Source organism: Pseudomonas sp. MPB26 (assembly GCF_046605355.1).
GTDB classification, from domain to species: Bacteria; Pseudomonadota; Gammaproteobacteria; order Pseudomonadales; family Pseudomonadaceae; genus Aquipseudomonas; species Aquipseudomonas cedrina.
Genome location: NZ_CP176793.1, coordinates 2,203,817 through 2,226,243 on the forward strand (window position 1 = coordinate 2,203,817; position 22,427 = coordinate 2,226,243).

21 protein-coding genes and 1 pseudogene are annotated in these 22,427 nt (G+C 61.2%); 13 read left to right on the plus strand and 9 right to left on the minus strand.

What is annotated here, in order from left to right:
- The first annotated feature begins 5 nt into the window (after positions 1-5).
- The 4 genes from ACLH0H_RS10095 to rsd all read left to right on the plus strand — a co-directional run bounded on the left by ACLH0H_RS10095 (position 6) and on the right by rsd (position 3,800).
- A complete protein-coding gene (locus ACLH0H_RS10095; RefSeq protein WP_411381894.1) occupies positions 6-1,127 on the plus strand; it encodes a uroporphyrinogen-III C-methyltransferase in 1,122 nt (373 codons plus the stop codon).
- A gap of 5 nt (positions 1,128-1,132) precedes the next feature.
- Positions 1,133-2,374: a heme biosynthesis protein HemY gene (locus ACLH0H_RS10100; RefSeq protein WP_411381895.1), complete on the plus strand. Its 1,242-nt coding sequence runs from the start codon at positions 1,133-1,135 to the stop codon at positions 2,372-2,374.
- 237 nt (positions 2,375-2,611) lie between these two features.
- Positions 2,612-3,133 (plus strand): disulfide bond formation protein B, encoded by a 522-nt coding sequence (locus tag ACLH0H_RS10105; protein ID WP_411381896.1) that lies wholly within the window; start codon positions 2,612-2,614, stop codon positions 3,131-3,133.
- A 208-nt stretch (positions 3,134-3,341) separates the two neighbouring features.
- Positions 3,342-3,800: a sigma D regulator gene (rsd, locus tag ACLH0H_RS10110; RefSeq protein WP_411381897.1), complete on the plus strand. Its 459-nt coding sequence runs from the start codon at positions 3,342-3,344 to the stop codon at positions 3,798-3,800.
- Between the two features lie 52 nt (positions 3,801-3,852).
- Here the strand turns inward: rsd and ACLH0H_RS10115 are convergent, their stop codons facing one another.
- Positions 3,853-4,530, minus strand: coding sequence for an FKBP-type peptidyl-prolyl cis-trans isomerase (locus ACLH0H_RS10115; RefSeq protein WP_411381898.1), 678 nt, complete (start codon positions 4,528-4,530; stop codon positions 3,853-3,855).
- A 192-nt stretch (positions 4,531-4,722) separates the two neighbouring features.
- Here ACLH0H_RS10115 and ACLH0H_RS10120 point away from each other — a divergent pair, with 192 nt between their 5' ends.
- Entirely contained in the window at positions 4,723-5,784 is a 1,062-nt protein-coding gene (locus ACLH0H_RS10120) for an AlgP family protein (RefSeq protein ID WP_411381899.1), read from the plus strand.
- Here ACLH0H_RS10120 and ACLH0H_RS10125 read toward each other — a convergent pair.
- Positions 5,781-6,248, minus strand: a complete 468-nt coding sequence (locus tag ACLH0H_RS10125; RefSeq protein WP_411381900.1) for a TIGR02444 family protein — start codon at positions 6,246-6,248, stop codon at positions 5,781-5,783. The two genes, ACLH0H_RS10120 and ACLH0H_RS10125, sit on opposite strands and share 4 nt — an antisense overlap.
- Before the next feature lie 50 nt (positions 6,249-6,298).
- Here ACLH0H_RS10125 and ACLH0H_RS10130 point away from each other — a divergent pair, with 50 nt between their 5' ends.
- From ACLH0H_RS10130 to ACLH0H_RS10140, 3 genes are all read left to right on the plus strand, one after another.
- Complete coding sequence (locus ACLH0H_RS10130; RefSeq protein ID WP_411381901.1) at positions 6,299-8,209, plus strand: ATP-binding cassette domain-containing protein; 1,911 nt, start codon at positions 6,299-6,301, stop codon at positions 8,207-8,209.
- Positions 8,209-8,781: a mechanosensitive ion channel domain-containing protein gene (locus tag ACLH0H_RS10135; protein ID WP_411381902.1), complete on the plus strand. Its 573-nt coding sequence runs from the start codon at positions 8,209-8,211 to the stop codon at positions 8,779-8,781. Before ACLH0H_RS10130 ends, ACLH0H_RS10135 begins: the two co-directional genes overlap by 1 nt.
- A gap of 88 nt (positions 8,782-8,869) precedes the next feature.
- On the plus strand, positions 8,870-9,502 hold the full coding sequence (locus tag ACLH0H_RS10140; RefSeq protein ID WP_076951989.1) for a LysE family transporter: 633 nt from the start codon (positions 8,870-8,872) through the stop codon (positions 9,500-9,502).
- Between the two features lie 77 nt (positions 9,503-9,579).
- On the opposite strand, the gene ACLH0H_RS10145 is transcribed toward ACLH0H_RS10140, so the two are convergent.
- From ACLH0H_RS10145 to ACLH0H_RS10160, 4 genes are read right to left on the minus strand one after another with little or no spacing between them, the layout of a single operon-like run.
- Positions 9,580-10,320 (minus strand): penicillin-binding protein activator LpoB, encoded by a 741-nt coding sequence (locus tag ACLH0H_RS10145; protein ID WP_411381903.1) that lies wholly within the window; start codon positions 10,318-10,320, stop codon positions 9,580-9,582.
- A 3-nt stretch (positions 10,321-10,323) separates the two neighbouring features.
- A complete protein-coding gene (gene lpoB, locus ACLH0H_RS10150) occupies positions 10,324-10,911 on the minus strand; it encodes a penicillin-binding protein activator LpoB (protein ID WP_076951987.1) in 588 nt (195 codons plus the stop codon).
- Between the two features lie 35 nt (positions 10,912-10,946).
- Positions 10,947-11,318 carry a YcfL family protein gene (locus ACLH0H_RS10155; protein WP_008439304.1) on the minus strand — a complete coding sequence of 124 codons (372 nt, stop codon included), beginning with the start codon at positions 11,316-11,318 and terminating at the stop codon, positions 10,947-10,949.
- A gap of 10 nt (positions 11,319-11,328) precedes the next feature.
- On the minus strand, positions 11,329-12,723 hold the full coding sequence (locus ACLH0H_RS10160) for a COG3014 family protein (protein ID WP_411382393.1): 1,395 nt from the start codon (positions 12,721-12,723) through the stop codon (positions 11,329-11,331).
- A 254-nt stretch (positions 12,724-12,977) separates the two neighbouring features.
- On the opposite strand from ACLH0H_RS10160, the gene ACLH0H_RS10165 reads away from it, so the two are divergent.
- On the plus strand, positions 12,978-14,873 hold the full coding sequence (locus tag ACLH0H_RS10165) for an FTR1 family protein (protein ID WP_411381904.1): 1,896 nt from the start codon (positions 12,978-12,980) through the stop codon (positions 14,871-14,873).
- A 32-nt stretch (positions 14,874-14,905) separates the two neighbouring features.
- Positions 14,906-15,361, plus strand: coding sequence for a YaiI/YqxD family protein (locus ACLH0H_RS10170; RefSeq protein WP_307388294.1), 456 nt, complete (start codon positions 14,906-14,908; stop codon positions 15,359-15,361).
- A gap of 81 nt (positions 15,362-15,442) precedes the next feature.
- On the opposite strand, the gene elbB is transcribed toward ACLH0H_RS10170, so the two are convergent.
- Positions 15,443-16,108, minus strand: coding sequence for an isoprenoid biosynthesis glyoxalase ElbB (elbB, locus tag ACLH0H_RS10175; protein ID WP_076951984.1), 666 nt, complete (start codon positions 16,106-16,108; stop codon positions 15,443-15,445).
- A gap of 203 nt (positions 16,109-16,311) precedes the next feature.
- Here elbB and ACLH0H_RS10180 point away from each other — a divergent pair.
- A pseudogene (locus ACLH0H_RS10180) lies at positions 16,312-16,591 on the plus strand (hypothetical protein); the annotation flags it as partial.
- Here ACLH0H_RS10180 and ACLH0H_RS10185 read toward each other — a convergent pair.
- Complete coding sequence (locus tag ACLH0H_RS10185) at positions 16,575-17,210, minus strand: DedA family protein (protein ID WP_076951983.1); 636 nt, start codon at positions 17,208-17,210, stop codon at positions 16,575-16,577. The pseudogene ACLH0H_RS10180 and the gene ACLH0H_RS10185 sit on opposite strands and share 17 nt — an antisense overlap.
- Positions 17,211-17,417: 207 nt before the next feature.
- Between ACLH0H_RS10185 and hemB the strand changes: the two genes are divergently transcribed.
- Together hemB and ppk1 are read left to right on the plus strand one after the other, a co-directional pair.
- Complete coding sequence (gene hemB, locus ACLH0H_RS10190; protein WP_411381905.1) at positions 17,418-18,431, plus strand: porphobilinogen synthase; 1,014 nt, start codon at positions 17,418-17,420, stop codon at positions 18,429-18,431.
- Between the two features lie 18 nt (positions 18,432-18,449).
- On the plus strand, positions 18,450-20,672 hold the full coding sequence (gene ppk1 / locus ACLH0H_RS10195; RefSeq protein ID WP_411381906.1) for a polyphosphate kinase 1: 2,223 nt from the start codon (positions 18,450-18,452) through the stop codon (positions 20,670-20,672).
- 155 nt (positions 20,673-20,827) lie between these two features.
- Here ppk1 and ppx read toward each other — a convergent pair whose 3' ends face one another.
- Positions 20,828-22,330 carry an exopolyphosphatase gene (ppx, locus tag ACLH0H_RS10200; RefSeq protein WP_411381907.1) on the minus strand — a complete coding sequence of 501 codons (1,503 nt, stop codon included), beginning with the start codon at positions 22,328-22,330 and terminating at the stop codon, positions 20,828-20,830.
- Positions 22,331-22,427 lie beyond the last annotated feature (97 nt).

Sequence of the window (22,427 nt, forward strand, 5' to 3'; positions counted from 1 at the left end):
GATACGTGAGCGAAACAGCCTTGCCTAAAGATGAAGCTCAACCCGCACTTGATGCGCAGGTTGCACCGGCCCCCGCGCCGCGCCGTGGCAATGGCCTGGCAATCGTCGCGCTGCTGCTGGGCGCTGCCGGCGTTGCCGCCGGCGGTTGGGGGATCTGGCAGGTCCGCGCCCTGCAAGCCAGCAGCCAGCAGCAGTTGGGTCAGGTGCAGACCCTCGATGAGCAATCCCAGTCCCTCAAGCAAAGCCAGCAACAATTGGCTGCGCGGCTGGCGCAATTGCCCGCTGCGGATGAGCTGGAGGATCGTCGCCGCCTGGTGGCCCAGTTGCAGGGTGACCAGCAGCGCCTGAGTCAGCGCCTGGAAACCGTGCTGGGTTCCAGCCGCAAGGACTGGCGTCTGGCCGAGGCCGAACACCTGATTCGCCTGGCAAGCCTGCGCCTGTCGGCCTTGCAAGATATCAACAGCGCCCAGGCGCTGGTCCAGGGGGCCGACGAGATTCTTCGCGAACAGAGCGATCCGGGCGCCTACGCTGCCCGCGAGCAATTGGCCAAGAGCCTCGTCGCGCTGCGCAGTACCGAGCAGCCTGACCGCACCGGGCTGTACTTGCAGTTGGCGGCCTTGCGCGATCAGGTTGTGCAACTGGCAGCCATTGCCCCGGAATATCAACTGACCGAGCCCGCTTCCCAGGGGCGCTCGACCACCGACACGGACAGCCGTTGGAGTCAGTGGTGGGAGCAGATTTCCCGATACTTCCGCATTGACTTCAACCCGGACGACAACATTCGCCCTCTGCTGGCCGGCCAGGGTCTGAACCAGGTTCGCCTGGCCTTGAGCCTGGCCCTGGAGCAAGCGCAATGGGCGGCGCTCAATGGCGAGTCGGCGGTGTATAGCCGCTCACTCGGCGAGGCGCGCAGCGTGTTGCAGGACAACTTCAACCAGGACAACCCGCAAAGCAAGGCGATGCTGGCGCGTATTGCCGAGCTTGAGCCCAAGGCGGTGTCGGTGGTGACGCCGGACCTGGCCGCGAGCCTGGCTGCCGTGCAGGCCTACCTTGAGCGTCGTCATCTGTCTGCCGACGAAGCCAAGGCGGCAGCGACGCCGGCGGCTCCGTCGGCGAAGCAGGAGTAGAGCCGATGAAACGTTTCTATGTGATCCTGGTGCTGGCGATTGCCATCGCGCTGGCGCTGGCGGTGGGCATTTCGAAACACACCGGCTACGTGCTGATTACCTACCCTCATGTGCTGCATTACGAGTCGAGCCTGTGGGCGACCTTGGTGGCGGTGGTCGCCATCGCTTTGGCGATCTACCTGCTCCGCGTGCTGTTGAGCCTGGTCACCACCTCCGGTGGCGTGGTCAACCCGTGGTCGCGGCGCAACCGCAGCCGCCGCGTGCAGATCGCCATCGAGCAAGGCCAGATGGACCTCGCCGAGGGCCGTTGGGCCAGCGCTGAACGTCACCTGCACCGCGCCGCCGAAGCCGAGCGTCAGCCTTTGCTGTACTACCTCGGCGCGGCCCGTGCCGCAAATGAACAGGGGCGTTACGAAGAGTCCGACAGTTTGCTGGAGCGCGCCCTTGAGCGTCAGCCTCAGGCGGAGCTCGCGGTTGCCTTGAGCCATGCGCAGCTGCAACTGGACCGTGGCGACACGGACGGCGCGTTGACCACGCTGCAGGCGATGCACGAACGTCACCCCCATAACGCCCAGCTCTTGCGTCAATTGCAGCGCCTGCATCAGCAGCGGGGCGATTGGTCTTCGGTGATCCGCCTGTTGCCCGAACTGCGCAAGGATAAAGTGCTGCCGGCCAGTGAATTGGCCGAGCTCGAGCGCCGCGCCTGGGGTGAGAACCTGGGGCTGGCGGCCCGGCGCGAAGTGGAGGGTGAGGCCGGTTTGCAGTCCCTTGAGCGGGCCTGGCAACAACTGACTTCCGCCCAGCGCCAGGAGCCGCAACTGGTTCTGGCGTACGCCGAGCAATTGCGCCAACTGGGTGCCGATGCGAAGGCCGAGGAAGCGCTGCGTGGCGCCATCAAGCGCGGCTACGACAGCCACCTGATCCGGCTGTACGGCCTGTTGCGCGGCAGTGACCCGGCCCGGCAATTGAAGTTTGCCGAAGGCTGGCTCAAGGACCATCCAAGTGATGCCAGCCTGCTGCTGACGCTGGGCCGCCTGTGCCTGCAAAACAGCCTGTGGGGCAAGGCGCGCGATTACCTGGAAAGCAGCCTTCACGTACAACGCAATCCCGAGGCCTGTGCCGAGCTGGCGCGTTTGTTGGCCCAGCTGGGTGACACCGAACGCAGTAACCAGTTGTTCCAGGAAGGCCTGGGATTGTTGGATAACCGACTGCTGGCGTCGCCGTTGCCTGTACCGGCTCGAGCCTGATGTAGGCAAGTTGGCGAGGGTCGGTTCAGATATATCTGGCAGCCGACCCCGCATTAGTCCCTCAAAGCCGGGAGTTGAGCGATTGTAGGCAAAGTCCGACGCTCAGTTTTCCAAGGTCTTCCATCCTCTGGCGCAAAGTCCGTACCTTCTCGCGGAATTGTCTGCTCTGGCACGTATTGAAAGGGGTCAGGCCTTTCCTCTACCGTAGCGACCTATCTTTCGCTATGCGGATAAAGCATGTCTTTGGCCCCTTCACGCTCCTTGTTTTTCCTTGCGTTCCTGGCGGGTGCGCTGACATTGGGCGCGTCCTTTTACCTCGAGTTCGGCGTCTCGTTGCGGCCGTGTTTCCTTTGCCAGATGCAGCGGGGGTTCCTGGCCGCTTTCACCTTGATCAATCTGGTTGCCGCTCTCCATGATCCCAAGCGTTGGGCTTTGCACTTATACGGGTTGGCGAGCATCGGCTTCGCATTGCTCGGCGCCCTGACAGCCGTGCGCCAGGTGTTGCTACAAAATGCCGCGCCGGACCAGGCCGCCGATTGCTGGCCCAGCCTGAATTACATGATTGAAAATCTGTCGTTCTGGCAGGCCCTGCAGTTGACCGTCAAAGGCACTGTCGATTGCGTGGAAACCAACTGGACGCTTTTTGACCTGAGCCTTCCCGAGTGGAGCCTGTTGTTCTTCGTCGGGATGGTGGTAGTGGGCGTGATGCAGTTTTCACCGCTGTTTCTGCGCCAGCTTTCGCGCCCGGCGAGGCAGTGAACCCCGTACGCCGTTTGCTGGACAGGATTAAACGCTTGTATGAACTTTATGTCCTGCGTACCTTGAAGCCATAGGCATGCGGGCATAATCTGGCCCGCATGCGTTATTGAAACCATTTGTCAGATGCGGCCTTGTCCGGCTGCGGCTTTACCTTGAAGTGTTGCGCGGGCACCAGGCGGCAGCGCCCCTATAGGGAAGAGAGATCATCATGCTGGAAAGTTGTCAGAATGCTCAGGAACGCTGGGGTGGGGTGCACAAGCTGATCGATAGCTGGCTGAAGGCGCGTCACGAACTGGTTCGGGCCTTTGATGCTCTCGGCGCCAAGCCAGAGGCACTGGCTGAGAATCGTGAGTCGTTACAGGATTTCTGCGGCGTATTGGTTGACTACGTGTCCGCCGGTCATTTTGGCGTCTACGAGCAACTGACCAAAGAGGCACAAGCCTTCGACGATCAGCGTGGCTTGGAATTGGCTGAGAAGATTTACCCGCGTATCGACGTTATCACCGAGAAGCTGTTGGCATTCACCGACCTGTGTGATGCCGGGAAATGTGTTGCAGAAAAATTCAAAGAGTTGGGTGCATTGCTGCACGAGCGTTTCGAACTGGAAGACTGCTTGATCGAAGTGCTGCACAACGCTCACAAGGAAGAGTCCGCGGCCCAGGCTTGATCTTCGCTAGCGTTACAAAAAAACGGTGCGCATGGCGCGCCGTTTTTTATGGTCAGTGGCGGATGCCGAGCAGTTCGATCTCGAATATCAACGGTGTGTAGGGCGGGATCAACTCGCCGGCACCGTCGGTGCCATAAGCCTGGGCCGATGGAATCACCAGGCGCCATTTTGCACCGACCGGCATCTGTTGCAGCGCACTGCTCCAACCGCTGATCACGCTGTCCAGACGAAACCATTGGGGCTGCGTGCTCTGGTCAAATACCGTCCCATCGGGCAGCCGACCCACATATTTCACTTGAACCTGGTCGCTGGCCTTCGGTTTTTCACCGGTGCCGGGAGTGAGTTCGGTGAGCAGAATCCCATCCGCCAGTTCGCGTACGCCCTTCGCGGCTTTTTCCTTGCTCAGGAACAGTTGTTCGGCCGCCAGCGCTTTTTCGCTTTGGGGGACCTGTGTGTCGGCTTCGTTTCGTGCTTCATGCTGGGCAAGAATCTGCTCGATGCGTGCATTGTCCAAGGCCAGCGGTTTGCCCTGATAGGCTTGCTTGAGGCCGTCGATCAAGGCCTGGATCTGCAAGTCGGGCACTTCCTGGCGCAGGCGTTCACCGAGGCTGGCACCCAGGCTGTAGGCGAGGTCGTGCTGGTTCTGATCAACGTTTTTTGCAGGCGATCCATCACTTGCATTGGCTACCGAAATCGCCAAGCCAAGTACAAGGAAAACGTAACGCGACATGGGTTTGCTCCCGCCGAAAGTGGGACGGATTATGCCAGTGTGAAAGGCTAAAAAGTGCCGCGTATTTTCGTTATATCCATAAGAATTTTCGCCGGCTGCAACGCAAGCCAAACGATACTGTCAACATGCCCTAGCGGCGGTAAGAGCAGAGGGCTAGTATGAGCCGCACCCACGTCAGCCAGGAGGTAAACCATGTCGGCCAAACAGAAGCCTGTTAATACCCCGTTGCACTTACTCCAACAACTTTCGGGCAGCCTGCTCGAACATCTGGAAAGCGCTTGTTCCCAAGCCTTGGCCGATGCAGAAAAACTGCTCGCCAAGCTGGAAAAACAACGCGGTAAAGCGCAAGAAAAGCTGCACAAATCCCGCACCAAACTGCAAGACGCCGCCACTGCCGGCAAGGCCAAGGCTCAAGCCAAAGCCAAGGACGCTGTCAAAGAACTTGAGGACCTGCTGGACGCCCTCAAGGATCGCCAGGCCGAAACCCGCGCCTACATTTCCCAACTCAAGAAAGATGCCCAGGAAAGCCTGAAATTGGCCCAGGGCATTGGCCGTGTGAAGGAAGCCGTCGCTAAGGCACTGGGTGCTCGTACACCTGCCAAGGTTGTTGCAACGAAGGCGCCTGCCAAAGCGGCCGCAAAACCTGTTGCCAAGCCAGTCGCTAAATCCCCTGCCGCGAAACTGGCTGCGAAGCCAGCGGTTAAAACCGCTGCTGCGAAACCGGCCGCCAAGCCAGTTGCCAAAACCGCTGCTGCGAAACCGGCCGCCAAGCCAGTTGCCAAAACCGCTGCTGCGAAACCGGCCGCCAAGTCAGTTGCTAAAACTGCTGCCGCGAAACCAGCCATCAAGCCAGCGGCTAAAACTGCTGCCGCGAAACCGGCCGCCAAGCCAGCGGCTAAAACTGTTGCCGCGAAACCGGCCGCCAAGCCAGTTGCCAAAACCGCTGCTGCGAAACCGGCCGCCAAGCCAGCTGCCAAAACCGCCGCTGCGAAACCGGCTGCCAAGCCAGCCGCTAAAACTCCTGCCGCGAAACCAGCCGCTAAGCCAGTTGCCAAACCTGCTGCCAAACCTGCTGCCGCGAAATCGGCCGCCAAGCCAGTTGCCAAACCTGCTGCTGCGAAGCCAACCGCCAAACCAGCCGCAGCCAAGCCGACGCCTGCTGTCGCTCCGGTAGCGTCCACCGCTCCAACTACACCGGCCAGCAGCACGCCTGCACCGGCAGCGCCAAGCGCCACCCCAACCAGCGCTTCCTAAGCGCTGGTGGCCGCGACGCGCAGCGCTTGCAGCGCGTCGTGGTCAAGGTTGGCGGCATCCTCAGCCGCCAGTCCTTCCAGCCACCGTTGTTGAGCCATTGCATCACCCGTCGGCCATAAGTGCGCCAGTGCTTCCAGGCGTGTCAGCAGTTGTCGTTCGGCATCCAGTTCCAGGGCCTTGACCCGCTCGCGTAACCCCGCCAGATTTTCATCGTGCTGCGCCGTTTCGCGCCACTGCCTGCGCACCTGTCGTAATGGCTCGATTACCTGCGCTTGCCAAGGTTCGGCGATCTGTTTCAGCGCCTTTAGGCGCTCGGCGGTCACAGCAACAGCGCGTTGCTCCAGCCACGCGCCACAGAGCAACAGGCACACATCCGCGCCTTGCTCCTGCAAACGCAGGCACGCCGCTTCGACGCCCGGGCGGGCGTAAGTCGAGAGGGAAAAACTCCACAGGTCAGCGCACATATTCACACCCAAGCCAGCGAGCAACGAAGCTGGTAGACTCCGCCGCCATTATGATTCGACTTCAAAGCCTAACATTACAGCGTGGCCCGCAACGTCTTCTTGAAGATGCCGAGCTGACCCTGCACGCCGGTCACAAAGCCGGCCTGATCGGTGCCAATGGCGCCGGCAAATCTACGTTGTTCGCCCTGTTGCTGGGTGAGCTGACCCCGGACTCCGGGGACTGCCTGCTGCCGGCCGACTGGCGCATCGCCCATATGCGCCAGGAGATCGACACCCTGGACCGCATTGCGATCGACTATGTGCTCGATGGCGACCTGCGCCTGCGCCAGGTGCAACACGACCTGGCCGAAGCCGAGAAAGCCCAGGACGGCGCCGCACAGGCGCGCCTGCATTCGGAACTCGACAGCGCCGACGGCTACACCGCCGATGCCCGCGCCCGCAAGATGCTGGCCGGTCTTGGCTTTACCAACGAACAGATGGATCGCCCGGTCGCCGACTTCTCCGGTGGCTGGCGCATGCGCCTGAACCTGGCCCAGGCGCTGATGTGCCCGTCGGACCTGCTGCTGCTCGACGAACCAACCAACCACTTGGACCTCGATGCGATCCTGTGGCTGGAGGACTTCCTCAAGAACTACCAGGGTACCTTGCTGCTGATTTCCCACGACCGGGACTTCCTCGACGCCGTGGTCGACAACATCGCCCACGTCGAACAGAAGAAAATCACCCTCTACCGGGGCGGCTACACCGCGTTCGAACGTGCCCGTGCCGAGCGCCTGGCCCAGCAGCAGCAAGCGTTTGAGAAGCAACAGGCGCAGCGTGCGCACATGGAAAGCTACATTGCCCGGTTCAAGGCCCAGGCCACCAAGGCCCGTCAGGCCCAGAGCCGAATCAAGGCCCTGGAGCGCATGGAAGAGCTCTCGGCGGCCCACGTCGATTCGCCGTTCGACTTTGTGTTTCGCGAATCGGTGAAAATCTCCAGCCCATTGCTGGATCTTTCTGACGCACGCCTGGGTTATGGCGATAAAACCATCCTCGAAAAAGTGAAGCTGCAGCTCACGCCGGGCGCGCGCATCGGTTTGCTCGGGCCTAACGGCGCGGGCAAATCGACGCTGATCAAGAACCTGTCGGGTGAGCTGCAACCGTTGGCCGGCCGGCTGACGCGCGGCGAGAACCTGGTGGTGGGCTACTTCGCCCAGCATCAGTTGGACTCGCTCGACGCCAAGGCCAGCCCGTTGCTGCACCTGCAGCGCCTGGCACCGACCGAGCGCGAACAGCCCCTGCGCGATTTTCTTGGTGGTTTCGACTTCCGTGGCGCGCGTATCGACGAGCCGGTGCTGAATTTTTCCGGCGGCGAAAAAGCCCGCCTGGCGTTGGCGTTGATCGCCTGGGACCGCCCGAACCTGCTGCTGCTCGATGAACCGACCAACCACCTGGACCTGGAAATGCGCCTGGCACTGACCATGGCCCTGCAGGAGTTCAGTGGTGCGGTGCTGGTGGTGTCTCATGATCGTCACTTGCTCAAGAGCACCACCGATAATTTCCTGCTGGTGGCGGACGGCAAAGTCGAAGAGTTCGACGGCGACCTGGATGACTACGCGCGTTGGCTGACTGACTACCGCCTGCGCAACGCGCCGGTCAGCAACACCCCGGTCAACCCGGACAAAACCGACAAGAAAGCCCAGCGTCAAGCCGCCGCTGCACTGCGTCAGCAGTTGGCGCCGCACAAGCGTGAAGCGGACAAATTGGAAGCCGAGCTGGGCAAGGTGCATGAGCGCCTGGCCAAGATCGAAGCCAGCCTGAGCGACAGCGCCGTCTACGAAGCCGCCCGTAAGGACGAGTTGCGCGACTTGCTGGCTGAGCAAGCCAAGCTCAAGGTGCGTGAGGGGCAATTGGAGGAAACCTGGATGGAAGCCCTCGAACTGCTCGAATCCTTGCAAGCGGAGCTGGAGGCGCTGTCTTGATGGAAGCGTTGCAGTTGGCGTTACCGGCGCAGTGGGTCGAACCCGTATGGATCGGCGTGCAAATTCTATTGATCCTGCTGGCCGGTTACATCGCCCAGCGTTTTGTCGGCAAAGGCCTGACTCGCCTGGGTGAGCGCTATCCGTTCCCTCCGCAGCTGTTGATGCCGCTGCGCGGTGGTCTGCGTTGGTTGATCATGGGCAGTGCGCTGATCTTCGTCTTGGGCCGGCTGGGCGTTTCCGCGACGGTGTTGTGGACGGCATTGTCCGGGTTCGTGGCGGTCGCCGCTGTGGCGTTTTTCGCCATGTGGTCGGTGCTGTCGAATCTGTTGTGCGCGATCCTGATCTTTACGGTCGGGCCGTTTCGCCTCGGTGACATTGTCGAGCTGGTGGATACTGTCGATAAACCGGGGGTGAAGGGGCGGGTTGTGGCGATCAACCTGCTCTACACCACGCTAGTCGAAGTGGCGGAGGCCGGCACCGACAGTGCGATGGTGCAAGTACCCAACAGCCTGTTCTTTCAGCGCTCGGTACGACGTTGGCCGGGCACCCACGTGTTTCCGGGTGACCGCTAGTATTCACATCTTGTAAAAATCTATAGCCAGTCTTTGGTCGGCGGAGTTAGCTTAAGGCACAACAGCAAACTCCCGATTGAGGTGTGTAATGGCACTCGACACGTGGCTGGCCTTTTTCCTGGCCAGTTGGATCATCTCCCTTTCCCCCGGCGCCGGCGCCATCGCCTCGATGTCCAGCGGCCTGCAATACGGTTTCCTGCGCGGTTACTGGAACGCCATTGGCCTGCAGCTGGGCCTGGCGATGCAGATTGCCGTCGTTGCTTTCGGCTTGGGTGCAATCCTGGCGACGTCCTCCACCGCCTTCTATGCGATCAAATGGTTTGGCGTGGCGTACCTGGTGTACCTGGCCATCAAGCAGTGGCGCGCCTTGCCCATGGACATGACCGACGACGCTGCCGTGCGCCCGATCGGCAAGCCGATCGCCATGATGTTCCGGGGATTTTTGGTCAACGCCAGCAACCCCAAGGCGCTGGTGTTCATGCTGGCGGTGTTGCCGCAGTTCGTGAACCCGCAGGCGCCGTTGCTGAGCCAGTACCTGATCATCGGTGCGACGATGATCAGCGTCGATATGGTAGTGATGGCGGGGTATACGGGGCTGGCGTCGAAGGTGTTGCGCCTGCTGCGTACGCCTAAGCAGCAGAAACGCATGAACCGCACGTTTGCCGGTTTGTTCGTGGGGGCGGCGGGGTTTCTTGCCAGCTTGCATCGTGCAACGGCATAACTGACAAAACCGCATCAAAGTGTGGGAGCTGGCTTGCCAGCTCCCACACTTGTTTGTGGTGCTTGTGCAATAGTGGTTCAGCGCAAGATTTTCGGCGCTTCATCCCTTGGCAGGTTATTGCGCAACGACGGTTGCCCCGGGTCTTGATACCCGCCGCCCAACTGCTCCGCCAATTGCCGCGCCACATCCTCACCCAGGGCTTTCGACACCTCCTTCACCACACGCGGCCGGTCCAGGCTCACGCGCACGTCACGGCTGTTCACCAGCTTGGTGTCCTGGCCTTCACCCATGGCGGTAAACGCCGAAGTGATCTCGTAGGTGCGCGTATTGATCAGGCTGAAATCCGCCACCAACGTCAGGCCCAGCACCGCCGAGTAGCTGTTGGTGTGGTCCAGGGCGTTGATGTCCTGGGTAAAGTCGATGTCTGACAGCGTGCCGAACAGCACATAGTCCGCCCCCTTGAAGTTGCCGGCCTTGATGCGCTTGATGACGTCGTAGACATCACCTTTGGCATCGGCGGTATAGGGCGTGCCTTGCACCAGCTGGAACTGGCGGGACTTGAGGATCTCGCCCTTGATATCACCGCTGAATTTACGCAGCTCGGTCTGTTCGATGTAGCTGTTACGGCTTTCGTACTCGCTGTAGGTCGACGCGCCGCTGGCGTGGTAGCCGCTTGCCTGGAAGTTATTGTTGGCCGAAACCTGGTGGATGTATTCCTCGACCCGTGTCTCGTAGGCCAGGTCGGTCACCGCTATCTTCGGGGCGGCCGAGGCGCCGAAGGCGCACAGCAGGCCGATCATGCCGATCCATGCACGCATTGTTCAGCGCTCCGTGGTCTTGCGGATTTCTTTTTCATCCATCCATTCCGCCAGGCCACTTTCGACGTCGATCAACTGCAGGCTGAATTTGTAGAACACGTCCTTGTAGTCCGAGCTGCGCTTGACGATGGAACTGATGGAGCCTTCCAGGCGGTACTTGGCGGCGACCATGTTGCCGGTCTTGCTGACGGTGGACTTCTTGTAGAGCCCGCTCTGGTTCTGCAACTTGAGTTGGTCGACCTGGCTCTGCATGTCGGTGTTATCACTGGCGAAGCGTGCGGTACCCGTTTTCATAAGCTGGGTCTTGATCGATGTAGTGATCTCGCGGGTATCGATGTACTCGCTGGTCTTGTTCTTCACGTCATACACCTGCACCACCGGGCGGCCTTGCAGGATGCCGGACTGGGCCAGGGAGCGGGTCATGCTTTCGGCGATCATTTGCAGGTCGGTGGAGCCGAACTCGTTGGTAACCAGTTCCACAGCCTTGGTATCGCCGTAGCTGATGTTCTTGCCACCCAGGACCGGGGAGGTATTGGCGCAGCCGCTGGCCAGGACGACCACGGCGGCAAGGATCGTGAAGCGTGCAAACATGGGGAATTCTCTCAGCAGCAATAAGGGGGGACGGTTCAAGGGGTTTTCACTTCAAGACGGAAGTCGGCTGCCTGCGGCAGATTGGCAATCGCCGGCAGGAAGGTCGCCTGGTTGGCGTACAGGTTCAGCACTTTCCAGGTTTCTTCGTCGCCCACCGGAAAGCCGTCGGCACCCAGCCACGCAAAGCGGTAATACATCATCTGGTTGCTGCTGGTGATATTGCTCAACTGCACTTTGGCGGTCAGAAAACCGTTCTCGCGCGCAACGCGGATGGCACCGACGGCGATGCCCTTGAACTTGCCCATCACCACGATTTTGCTCGCGGCGCTGCCGGGCTCCGGTGGCGGCGGAGTGGCGCAGCCGGCAAGCAGGACCAGCGCCAGGGCGCCGAGGATGAAATGACGCATAGCATGCTCCTTAAGGTTGTTTGAGGGCGATGGCCTGGGTCGCGGTGCTCGGCACCACATGGGCGGCCAGGCCACCGGCGAATACCTGGTTGCCGACCACACGCAGGGTGATGACCTGGTAACGCTGGTCAGCCTTGACCGTCACCAGCGTGCCGCCCAGGGCGTTGGGCAGGCTGACTTTATGCTCGCCGTGCTTGAGGCGCAGGCGGGTCACCTGGGTCATGTCCGGCAGGGTGCGCCAGGTGCGGGTGTCGGCGCCTTCGGTGACGGCCGATGCGATACCCAGCACCAGGCCCGCCATGGGGTTGGTCTTGTTCAGGTTGTTCTGCGCCACGCCACGGGTCACCGCACGCACGGTCGTGCGCAGGATGATGCCCGGCATGTCATCGCGTAGAGCACGACGGGACATGGCCGTGGTGCTGTTGAGTGCGGTGAGGTTCTGTTGCTGGCCGTCGACACCGATCTGGGCAAAGGTCGCGGTAGAGGTATCGGCCTTGATCACCGGGAACGACAACGGGGTAATTACCAGGTTGCCGTTGATCGGGATCGGCAGCGGCAGGCGAATCGAGTCGCGGGCTGGAGCCAGGCCGCTCTGCACCACGATCAGCACGTCGGTTTCGTCGGCACCGACCTTGGATTTGTCCAGGTTCAGCAGGGCCTGTTCCAGCAACGGGGTGTTGGGGCGCAACTCGGCGGCCTTGCGGTAGCCGGGTGCCGCCAGGTCTTTTTCGCCCAGGGCTTCGTAGACGAAACCGGCCAGGTAATGGCTGAACGCACTCTGGTAGCTGTTTTTCAGGCCGACCACTTCCGGCGCGTCCAGGGCTTGCACCGGGTAGCCGCGCAGGTCTTTCAACTGGGTGGTCACGCCTTCGCGCTGGGCTTCATCTTCGCGCTTGAGGTATTCCTTGTCCCGCAGGTCGGCGATCACGGCCTCGCGTTCGTGGGTCTTCTTGATTTCGGTGCGCGCGCCGTCGAAGTCGTTCAGGGCGAGCAGGTTGAGGGCCATCTGCGTGGTCAGCATGACCTTTTCGTAGTCATAGCCTTCGTAGCGGCGCACTTTGTCATTGGTCAGGAAGCTGCCGAACTGGGCCAGGTATTTAGCGCTGTCGAACTTGACCGACTCTTCCCACCTGTAGACTTGCAGGTCAGCGCTGCGCCAGGCGGTCTGGCTGCCGGTCAAATCGCCCTTGGCACGCAGCAACTCGCCCTTTTCGAAGAAATAGAGCAAGTCCTTGTCGTCGCCGGTGTTGTTCTTTTCCAGTAGCGTCAGTGCGGCGTCGACATTGCCGGTGGCCAATTGCTGGTTGGTCGCCTGCAGTTCGGTGTCATAGCTGCGAAACATCGAACAGCCGGATAAGAACGTAACCGCCACAAGCGCAAGCGAAGGTAAGGCGCGAAATGCCATGCAGACTTCTTCCCTGAACGTATCAAACATCGGTAATTCCTCATAAAAACGAGGAACCAAATTCCCTTTTGCACTAACAGGGCGCGGCATTATGGGCAACATTAATGGCAAAACAATGGCTTTTTGCAGCATGAATTGACAAAGATGCCACCCTCCCACTCCTGAAAGTGCCCGCCCCAAATCACTTACGCCTTGAGTCAAACCCCTTAAGGTTTGACAATGTGTTACTTCGTATTTCCATTTGAGATTCGTTCATGACCGCCCCTTTCCGTTTTCTCGCCGGGCTGCTGCTGCCGGCGTTGATGTCGTGCAGCTTCAACCTGTTCGCCGCGACTGCCGAGGGCGCCCAACAAGCCTTGCATCTGCTGGATTACATTGGCGCTGACTATCCACAGACGGTGGAGGCGGGCAAGGTTATCGACGAATCCGAATACCGCGAACAGCTGGAGTTTCTCGGGGTGTTGCAGGGGCTGGTGGCAGAATTGCCACAGCGCCCGGAACGCGCGGCCTTGACCAAAGGCGTCGATGAACTGTCAGCAGCTGTAACTGCGCATCAGGACGGCGCGGCGGTCGCTCGCCAAGCCCGTCAACTGGGTGCCCAACTGGCAGTGGCCTATGAGGTTAGCCAGGCCCCGGCGATCACGCCTGATCCAACGCGCGGCGCACCGCTCTACGTCCAGCATTGCTCGGTTTGCCACGGCGCATCGGGCGCGGGTGACGGCCCGGCCAGCATTGGCATGACGCCAGCACCCGCCAACCTGCGCGACGCCGGGCGCCTGGACCGCCTGAGCCTCTACGCGATCTACAACACCCTTGGCCTGGGCGTCGAAGGCACCGATATGCCGTCCTTCGCCGACCAGCTCGACGACCGCCAACGCTGGGACCTGGCCACCTACATCGCCAGCTTCACCGCCGACCCGGCCGCCGCCCACAGCGAGCAGCCGTTCAATCTGGCCGAGCTGGCCCGCCAGACGCCTGATGAAGTGCTGACCGCAAATGGCCCGGCTGCCGCGGCGACGTTCCGCGCCCAGCGCGCGCAACCGCCGCAGGTCAAGCGTGGCCCGGCGCAGTTGCTCGACTACACCGCCACCACACTGGACAAGAGCCTGGCCGCGTTCCAGAAGGGTGATCACGAACAGGCCTACGACCTGTCGGTGGCTGCGTACCTGGAAGGCTTCGAACTGGTGGAAAGCTCCCTGGATAACGTCGATGCCAACGTGCGCAAGGACACCGAGAAGGCGCTGATGGCTTATCGACAGTCGTTGCAGGACGGTTTGCCGGTCGACCAGGTGCAGCAACGCCTGGCCGTGGCCAAGGGCAAGCTCAGCGAGTCCGCCGGCTTGCTGGGCAGCGACGGCCTGAGCTGGTCGTTGAGCTACATCTCCGGGTTGTTGATCCTGCTGCGTGAAGGCCTGGAAGCGATTCTGGTGCTGGCCGCGATCCTCGCGTTCCTGCGCAACACCGGCCAGCAATCGGCGGTACGCAGCGTCAACGTGGGGTGGGGCCTGGCGCTGTTGGCCGGCCTGGCGACCTGGGCGTTGGCCGCGTATGTGATTGACGTAAGCGGCGCCCAGCGTGAGTTGCTTGAAGGCTGCACGGCACTGTTCGCCAGCGTGATGGTGCTGTGGCTTGGCGTATGGATGCACGACCGACGCCACGCAGCCGCCTGGCAGGATTACATCAAGAGCAGCCTGGTGGGCGGCGGCGGGCGTTTCGGCTTTGCGATGCTGGCGTTCTTCTCGGTCTATCGCGAGCTGTTCGAGGTGATCCTGTTCTACGAAACCCTGTGGCTGCAAGCCGGCCCGGCCGGGCACAACGCGGTACTGGCGGGTGGCGCCACGGCGCTGGTGCTGCTGGTGGGCCTGGCATGGGTGATCCTGCGCGGTTCGGCGAAGCTGCCGTTGGCGCTGTTTTTCGGGATCAACGCGGCACTGCTGTGTGCGCTGTCAGTGGTATTTGCCGGGCATGGCGTGAAGGCGTTGCAGGAAGCGGGCATCTTCGGCACGCGGCCGGTGGCCTTCTTCGACTTCGACTGGCTGGGCATCCACGCCGATGCGTACTCCTTGAGTGCGCAAGCGGTGGCGATCCTGGCGATTGTGATCCTGTATGGCCGCAGTCGGTTGGCCGAGAAGCGCCGCGCTGTTGCCTGAGCGTGTGGGAGCGGGCTTATGGAGAGCTGAAAATGCGCGTGTGGATCGATGCAGACGCCTGCCCTCGGGCGGCCAAGGACCAAGTGGTGAAGTTTGCCCTCAAGCGCCAGTTCGAGGTGGTGCTGGTGGCCGGGCAAAGCCAGATCAAGCCGAGTTTTTCATGTGTGAAGCTGATCGTGGTACCGAGCGGCCCGGATGCGGCCGATGATTACCTGGTGGAGCACGCAGTGCCCGGTGAATTGGTGATCTGCAGCGATGTGCCGCTGGCCGACCGATTGGTGAAAAAGGGCGTCACGGCGCTTGACCCGCGCGGCAAGGAGTTCAGCCCGGCGAACATGAGTGAACGGCTGGCGGTGCGTAACCTGTTTACTGACCTGCGTGAGCAAGGCCAGATGGGCGGCGGGCCACCGCCCCATGGTGAGAAGGACAAGCAGGCGTTTGCCAACGCGTTGGACCGCATCCTCACTCGATTGATACGCCAGGCCTGAACGGGGGCGGCTTCGCCACCCAGCGCGGGCGGTGCGACGATTCGACAAGCCCGCTCGCCACAACAAGCCCGTTCATCACTATCAGTCGTTCTCGTGGGTCAGCTCCAACACCCGGTCCACCAGCTTGTTGATCCCCGAGGCGACCTCGCTGATGTTCTTGCCGAGCATGTAGGCCGGTGTGCTCACAAGTTTGCGTGCCTTGTCTTCGACGATATCTTCCACCGTGCATTCCTGATGGGTCGCGCCCATCTTGTCCAGCGCGGCCGCGGTGTCTGCACAGTTGCCGATGGTGCAGGTCACGCCCGGGCCATAGATCTTCGCCGCCAGGGCCGGTGAGATACAAATCAGCCCCACGGGCTTGCCCGCTTCGGCAAAGGCCTCGGCCAGCGCCAGAACCTGTGGGTTGACGCTGCAGCCGGCGCCCTCCACGGCAAAGTTCGACAGGTTCTTGGCCGCGCCGAAACCGCCTGGCACGATCAGCGCATCGAATTGCGTGACGTCGGCCTCAGCGATGTCCTGCACCGCGCCTCGGGCGATCCGTGCCGACTCCACCAGGACATTGCGCGACTCGGGCATTTCTTCGCCGGTGAGGTGGTTGATCACGTGCAGTTGCGCGATGTCCGGGGCAAAGCATTGAACCTGAGCGCCGCGCTGGTCCAGGCGCAGCAGGGTGATCACGCTTTCGTGGATCTCTGCGCCGTCGTACACGCCACAGCCGGAAAGGATCACTGCAATCTTTTTGCTCATGGGCATTTCTCCTGGAGTCTTGGCGTTAAATGTCTACTAATTTGTCATCTGTTGCCAATGGGAACTCGCGTCACTGCACCTACTCTTGATGTAACAAAAATAGACCGGACCAGACCCTGGACTTTGTACCTTACGCGGTCATCGCCTTGATCATGGTGGAACCGCTTGCCGACCGCTGGGGCGGCGAGCGCGATCCCATCAACCTCTACATGGATCGCAACTACGGCGGGGTGTTCATTCTTTGGGGCCGGTGGTCAGGCACCTACCAGGAGGGGGACGACAGCGAGCCGGTGATTTTCGGCACAGGTCTACATCGCCTTGCTGTTCGCGGCCTATGTGGGCTTTGGCAGTTATTTGATGAATGTTGGCGAAGGTCTGCCCACGGCAGCGATGGTCCTGGGCTGGCCAGGCTTGCTGGCTTGCAGTCTGCTCAGCGTGATCGGCCTCTACTGCTGCAGTGGCCGATTTACTCGACTGGCGTCTTGGGTGCTTCGATCCGCGCGGGCTCGGCGGCAAGCCGGGCCTTTTCATCAGCACAGGCCTGGCGAGCGATACGAGCGTTTTTGAAGCGACGGCGCAACCAGAGGCCAAGGCCCAGCAGCAGCAACGCGCCCAATACCCATAGCTCATATTTCTTCACGCTACCCAGCATGCCCTCCAGCACCGCGCCAAAGTGATAGGCCGCTGCGCCCAACGCCGCCGCCCAGATTGCGGCACCAATACCGTTAAGAATCAGGTAGCGCAACGGTGGGTAACCGGAAAGACCAATCGCCACCGGCATGACCGTGCGCAGCCCATAGACGAAGCGGAAGCTCAGCACCCAGATATCCGGATGCTTGCGGATGTGCTCCAGCGCCTTGTCGCCCATCAACTGCCAGCGCGGCTTGCGCGCCAACAGCTTGCGGCCGTGCTTGCGGCCCATGTAATACCAAAGCTGATCGCCGGCGTAGCTGCCGAAAAAGGCTACGACCACCACCAGGTTGATATCCATGTATCCACGGAACGCCAGGAAGCCTGCGAGGACCAGTATGGTCTCGCCTTCAAAGAAGGTGCCCAGGAAGAGGGCAAAGTAGCCGAAGTCATGCAGAAATTGTTGAAGCATGGTCTGGGTGCTGGCGAAATGAACGCGCAGCCTACGCCTTCACGAAGATTCATGAAAGTATCGAGATGTGTCACGAAGTGAACAATTCCTACGTAGAAGGCGAATGCGACTACAGGTCGCATCCTTAAGCACAACTGTCATACCTTCGTCATAATGGCCGCTTATAACTGCAACGCTCGCCCGTATGCCCGGGCTCAGGAGTCTGTCGTGAGCTTTACCCCTGCCAACCGGCTGTTCCCCGCCACCCGCCTGCGTCGCAACCGTCGTGATGATTTTTCTCGCCGCCTGGTACGTGAAAATGTACTGACGGTGAACGATCTGATCCTGCCGGTCTTTGTGCTGGACGGTGAGAACCGTCGGGAAGCGGTGGCTTCGATGCCGGGTGTGGAGCGCTTGAGCATTGATCTGCTGCTTGAAGAAGCAGCCGGTTGGGTTGAATTGGGGATTCCGGCATTGGCGCTGTTTCCGGTCACGCCGCCTGAACTCAAGTCCCTGGACGCTGCGCAGGCCTGGAACCCTGAAGGGATCGCCCAGCGTGCTACGCGTGCGCTGCGCGAGCGTTTCCCCGAGCTTGGGGTGATCACCGACGTGGCGTTGGACCCCTTCACCACCCACGGCCAGGATGGCATTCTGGACGAGGGCGGCTATGTTCAAAACGACATCACCGTCGATGCGTTGGTCAAGCAAGCCCTGTCCCACGCGGAGGCCGGCGCTCAGGTGGTTGCACCTTCGGACATGATGGACGGCCGCATCCAGGCGATCCGCGAGGCCCTGGAGGTGGCCGGCCACGTCAATGTGCGGATCATGGCCTATTCGGCCAAGTACGCCAGCGCGTATTACGGCCCGTTCCGCGATGCGGTGGGCTCGGCCCTCAACCTGGGCAAGGCCGACAAGGCTTCGTACCAGATGGACCCGGCCAACAGCCATGAAGCCCTGCACGAAGTGGCGGCCGACCTGGCCGAAGGCGCCGACATGGTCATGGTCAAGCCGGGGATGCCGTACCTGGACATCCTTTATCGGGTCAAAGATGAATTCAAGGTGCCGACCTTTGTGTATCAGGTCAGCGGCGAATACGCGATGCACATGGCTGCAATACAGAACGGATGGCTGAGTGAAGGGGTGATCCTTGAATCCCTGACAGCCTTTAAACGCGCCGGGGCTGATGGCATCCTGACCTATTTCGCCGCCCGCGCCGCCCAATTGCTTAGAGAGCAACACTAGCCCTCACAGGAATATTCCATGAATACCGAAGGACTCACAGACGTTGCCGTAAAAGACGCTCACCCGGTGGTTGAACAAGCCACCGAGACGCCGCCGGAGCATGAGCCCGCCGCGCCTGCCGTGGTGGTCGAGCCGCCCGTGCCGGCCCCGGTGGTCACCGTGACCAACCTGGATGACAGCAGCCTGTACATCCACCGCGAGCTGTCACAACTGCAATTCAACATCCGCGTGCTCGAGCAGGCGCTGGATGAGTCCTATCCGTTGCTGGAGCGGCTGAAATTCCTGCTGATCTTCTCCAGCAACCTGGACGAGTTCTTCGAGATCCGCGTCGCCGGCCTCAAGAAGCAAATCACCTTCGCCCGCGAACAAGCCGGCGCCGACGGCCTGCAGCCGCACCAGGCCCTGGCGCGCATCAGCGAGTTGGTGCACGGCCATGTGGACCGCCAATACGCGATCCTCAACGACATCCTGTTGCCGGAACTTGAGAAACATCAGGTCCGCTTCATCCGTCGCCGCCACTGGACCACCAAGATCAAAACCTGGGTGCGTCGCTATTTCCGTGACGAGATTTCCCCGATCATCACCCCGATCGGCCTCGACCCGACGCACCCATTTCCGTTACTGGTGAACAAGAGTCTCAACTTTATCGTCGAGCTGGAAGGTATCGACGCCTTTGGTCGCGATTCGGGCCTGGCGATCATCCCGGCGCCGCGCCTGTTGCCACGGATCATCAAGGTACCGGAAGAGGTAGGGGGCGCTGGCGATAACTATGTATTCCTGTCGTCGATGATCCACGCGCACGCCGATGACCTGTTCCAGGGCATGAAGGTAAAAGGCTGCTACCAGTTCCGCCTGACTCGTAACGCTGACCTGGCGCTGGATTCCGAAGACGTCGAAGACTTGGCCCGTGCCCTGCGCGGCGAGCTGTTCTCACGGCGCTACGGTGATGCGGTGCGTCTGGAGGTCGCCGACACCTGCCCTAAACACTTGTCGGACTACCTGCTCAAGCAGTTCAACCTGGCCGAATCCGAGCTGTATCAGGTCAACGGTCCGGTGAACCTGACGCGCCTGTTCAGCATCACCGGCCTGGATAGCCACCCGGAGCTGCAATACATGCCGTTCACCCCGCAGATCCCGAAACTGCTGCAAAACAGCGAGAACATTTTCAGTGTGGTGAGCAAGCAGGACATCCTGCTGCTGCACCCGTTCGAGTCCTTCACCCCGGTGGTCGACTTGCTGCGCCAGGCCGCCAAGGACCCGCACGTATTGGCCGTGCGCCAGACCCTTTACCGTTCCGGCGCCAACTCGGAAATCGTCGATGCATTGGTGGACGCCGCGCGTAACGGCAAGGAAGTCACCGCGGTGATCGAATTGCGTGCGCGGTTCGACGAAGAGTCCAACCTGCAACTGGCCAGCCGCCTGCAAGCGGCCGGTGCGGTGGTGATCTACGGCGTGGTCGGCTTCAAGACCCACGCCAAGATGATGCTGATCCTGCGCCGCGAAGCCGGTGAGATCGTGCGTTACGCGCACTTGGGCACCGGCAACTACCACGCCGGCAACGCCAAGCTCTACACCGACTACAGCCTGCTGACCTCCGACGACGCGCTGTGCGAAGACGTCGGCAAGTTGTTCAGCCAGTTGATCGGCATGGGCAAGACCTTGCGCATGAAGAAGCTGCTGCACGCGCCATTCACGCTCAAGAAGGGCATGCTCGACATGATTGCCCGCGAGACCCAGTTTGCCCTTGAAGGCAAACCGGCGCACATCATCGCCAAGTTCAACTCGCTGACCGATCCGAAGATCATCCGCGCACTGTACAAGGCCAGCCAGTCCGGCGTGCGTATCGACCTGGTAGTGCGTGGCATGTGCTGCCTGCGTCCGGGCATTGTCGGGGTGTCGCACAACATTCATGTGCGTTCGATCATCGGTCGCTTCCTGGAGCACACGCGGGTGTTCTACTTCCTCAACGGCGGCGAGGAGCAGATGTTCCTCTCCAGTGCCGACTGGATGGAGCGCAACCTCGATAAGCGCGTCGAGACGTGTTTCCCGGTAGAAGGCAAGAAGCTGATCATGCGGGTCAAGAAGGAGCTGGAAAGCTACCTCACCGACAACACCCACAGCTGGAGCCTGCAATCGGACGGCCGCTATATTCGCAACACGCCGACCGGCAACCAGAACCCGCGCAGTGCGCAGGCGACGTTGTTGGAGAAATTGGGCAGCCCGATTCTGACGGTCAATTAAAACCCTGCATAACCCAATGTGGGAGCTGGCTTGTGTGGGAGTCGGGCTTGCCCGCGATGCAGGCACCTCGGTGTGTCAGTCACACCTCGGTGATGCTATCGCAGGCAAGCCAGCTCCCACACAAGCCCGCTCCCACATTTGTTTTGCGGTGTTCTTTAATGCAGGTTCAGGCTGAACCCCACCCGCGTCAGCCATTCCGCTTCCTGGGCAAAGTCCGCCTGGGTCAGTTGGTTCTCATCCAGCCACCCGTTGGGGAACACCACGTCCAGGCTGTCACCAGCGGCACGCAAGGCCACCTGAGGCATTTCCTGGGTGCCACGGATATGGTGGAACAGGATTGCAAAGCGCAGCAGCACGCACAGGCGAATCAGCTTGATGCCGTCGTCGCCGAATTCCGCGAATTTGTCCTTGGGAATATTACGGCGATGGCCGCGCACCAGCAGGGCGAGCATTTGCTGGTCTTCCCGAGAGAAACCGGCCAGGTCCGAGTGCTCGATCAGGTACGCGCCGTGCTTATGGTAATGATAGTGGGCGATATCCAGGCCCACTTCATGCACCTTGGCGGCCCAACCCAGCAGTTCGCGCCATACGCCATCTTGCAGGTCCCAGTCCTCGGCTACCTGGTCGAAGGCGTGCAGGGCTTTGCGCTCCACGCGAGCGGCTTGTTCCTGGTCGACGTGATAGCGCTCCATCAGCGAGGTCAGCGTGCGCTCACGCACGTCTTCGTGATGATGACGGCCCAGCAGGTCGTAGAGCACGCCTTCGCGTAGCGCGCCGTCACAGTGGTCCATGCGTTGCAGTTCGAGGGCGTCGAAAATCGCTTCGAGAATCGCCAGGCCGGCCGGGAAGATGGTGCGACGGTCGGGTTTGATGCCGTCGAAGTCGATTTTCTCGGCATCCCCCAGCTTGAACAGCTTGCGCTTGAGCCACGCCAAGCCTTCGGCATTCACCTCGCCGGTGCCGTGGCCGCCGGCTTTCAGGGCCAGGCCGATGGCACGGATGGTGCCGGACGAGCCGATGGCTTCATCCCAGGTTAGGCGGTGCAGGGCGTGCTCGATGCTCATGATCTCCAGCCGCGCTGCCGTGTAGGCCTGGGCGTAGCGCGCCGGGGTGATCTTGCCATCCTTGAAATAGCGTTGGGTGTAGCTGACGCAACCCATCTGCAGGCTTTCGCGCAGCAGCGGTTCGAAGCGCTGGCCAATGATGAATTCGGTACTGCCGCCGCCGATGTCGGCGACCAGGCGCTTGCCGGGGGTATCGGCCAGGGTATGGGACACGCCGAGGTAGATCAGCCGCGCTTCTTCACGGCCGGAGATGACTTCTACCGGGTGCCCAAGGATCTCCTCGGCGCGGCGAATGAATTCGCCACGGTTACGGGCTTCACGCAACGCGTTGGTGCCGACGATTCGCACGGCGCCCAGGGGCATGCCGTTGATCAACTGGGCAAACCGCTTGAGGCAATCGAGGCCGCGCTGCATGGACTCTTCGTTGAGTTTGCGCTCGTCGTCGATGCCGGCGGCCAGTTGTACTTTTTCGCCGAGCCGCTCAAGGATGCGGATTTCGCCGTTCTGGGCTTTGGCCACGACCATGTGAAAGCTGTTGGAGCCCAGGTCGATGGCGGCGATCAGGGACAGATTCTTGGCTTGGGATTGCGGCATGGTAAGGGGGTCTCGGTCGATAACCCAGCCATCGTGCCACGATCGACCTGTGGTGCCAACGCGTACTGCTTGGGTAATTTGCCCATGGGTGTCTGTG

Bases quoted from the DNA above. Each gene is read 5' to 3' on its own strand.
- ACLH0H_RS10100 (WP_411381895.1), top strand. From the start codon at position 1,133: ATGAAACGTTTCTATGTGATCCTGGTGCTGGCGATTGCCATCGCGCTG.
- rsd (WP_411381897.1), top strand. From the start codon at position 3,342: ATGCTGGAAAGTTGTCAGAATGCTCAGGAACGCTGGGGTGGGGTGCAC.
- ACLH0H_RS10105 (WP_411381896.1), top strand. From the start codon at position 2,612: ATGTCTTTGGCCCCTTCACGCTCCTTGTTTTTCCTTGCGTTCCTGGCG.
- ACLH0H_RS10170 (WP_307388294.1), top strand. From the start codon at position 14,906: ATGCGCGTGTGGATCGATGCAGACGCCTGCCCTCGGGCGGCCAAGGAC.
- ACLH0H_RS10140 (WP_076951989.1), top strand. From the start codon at position 8,870: ATGGCACTCGACACGTGGCTGGCCTTTTTCCTGGCCAGTTGGATCATC.
- lpoB (WP_076951987.1), bottom strand. From the start codon at position 10,911: ATGTTTGCACGCTTCACGATCCTTGCCGCCGTGGTCGTCCTGGCCAGC.
- ACLH0H_RS10130 (WP_411381901.1), top strand. From the start codon at position 6,299: ATGATTCGACTTCAAAGCCTAACATTACAGCGTGGCCCGCAACGTCTT.
- ACLH0H_RS10135 (WP_411381902.1), top strand. From the start codon at position 8,209: ATGGAAGCGTTGCAGTTGGCGTTACCGGCGCAGTGGGTCGAACCCGTA.
- ACLH0H_RS10125 (WP_411381900.1), bottom strand. From the start codon at position 6,248: ATGTGCGCTGACCTGTGGAGTTTTTCCCTCTCGACTTACGCCCGCCCG.
- elbB (WP_076951984.1), bottom strand. From the start codon at position 16,108: ATGAGCAAAAAGATTGCAGTGATCCTTTCCGGCTGTGGCGTGTACGAC.
- ACLH0H_RS10165 (WP_411381904.1), top strand. From the start codon at position 12,978: ATGACCGCCCCTTTCCGTTTTCTCGCCGGGCTGCTGCTGCCGGCGTTG.
- ACLH0H_RS10145 (WP_411381903.1), bottom strand. From the start codon at position 10,320: ATGCGTGCATGGATCGGCATGATCGGCCTGCTGTGCGCCTTCGGCGCC.
- ACLH0H_RS10160 (WP_411382393.1), bottom strand. From the start codon at position 12,723: ATGGCATTTCGCGCCTTACCTTCGCTTGCGCTTGTGGCGGTTACGTTC.
- ppk1 (WP_411381906.1), top strand. From the start codon at position 18,450: ATGAATACCGAAGGACTCACAGACGTTGCCGTAAAAGACGCTCACCCG.
- ppx (WP_411381907.1), bottom strand. From the start codon at position 22,330: ATGCCGCAATCCCAAGCCAAGAATCTGTCCCTGATCGCCGCCATCGAC.
- ACLH0H_RS10115 (WP_411381898.1), bottom strand. From the start codon at position 4,530: ATGTCGCGTTACGTTTTCCTTGTACTTGGCTTGGCGATTTCGGTAGCC.
- ACLH0H_RS10155 (WP_008439304.1), bottom strand. From the start codon at position 11,318: ATGCGTCATTTCATCCTCGGCGCCCTGGCGCTGGTCCTGCTTGCCGGC.
- ACLH0H_RS10185 (WP_076951983.1), bottom strand. From the start codon at position 17,210: ATGCTTCAACAATTTCTGCATGACTTCGGCTACTTTGCCCTCTTCCTG.
- ACLH0H_RS10120 (WP_411381899.1), top strand. From the start codon at position 4,723: ATGTCGGCCAAACAGAAGCCTGTTAATACCCCGTTGCACTTACTCCAA.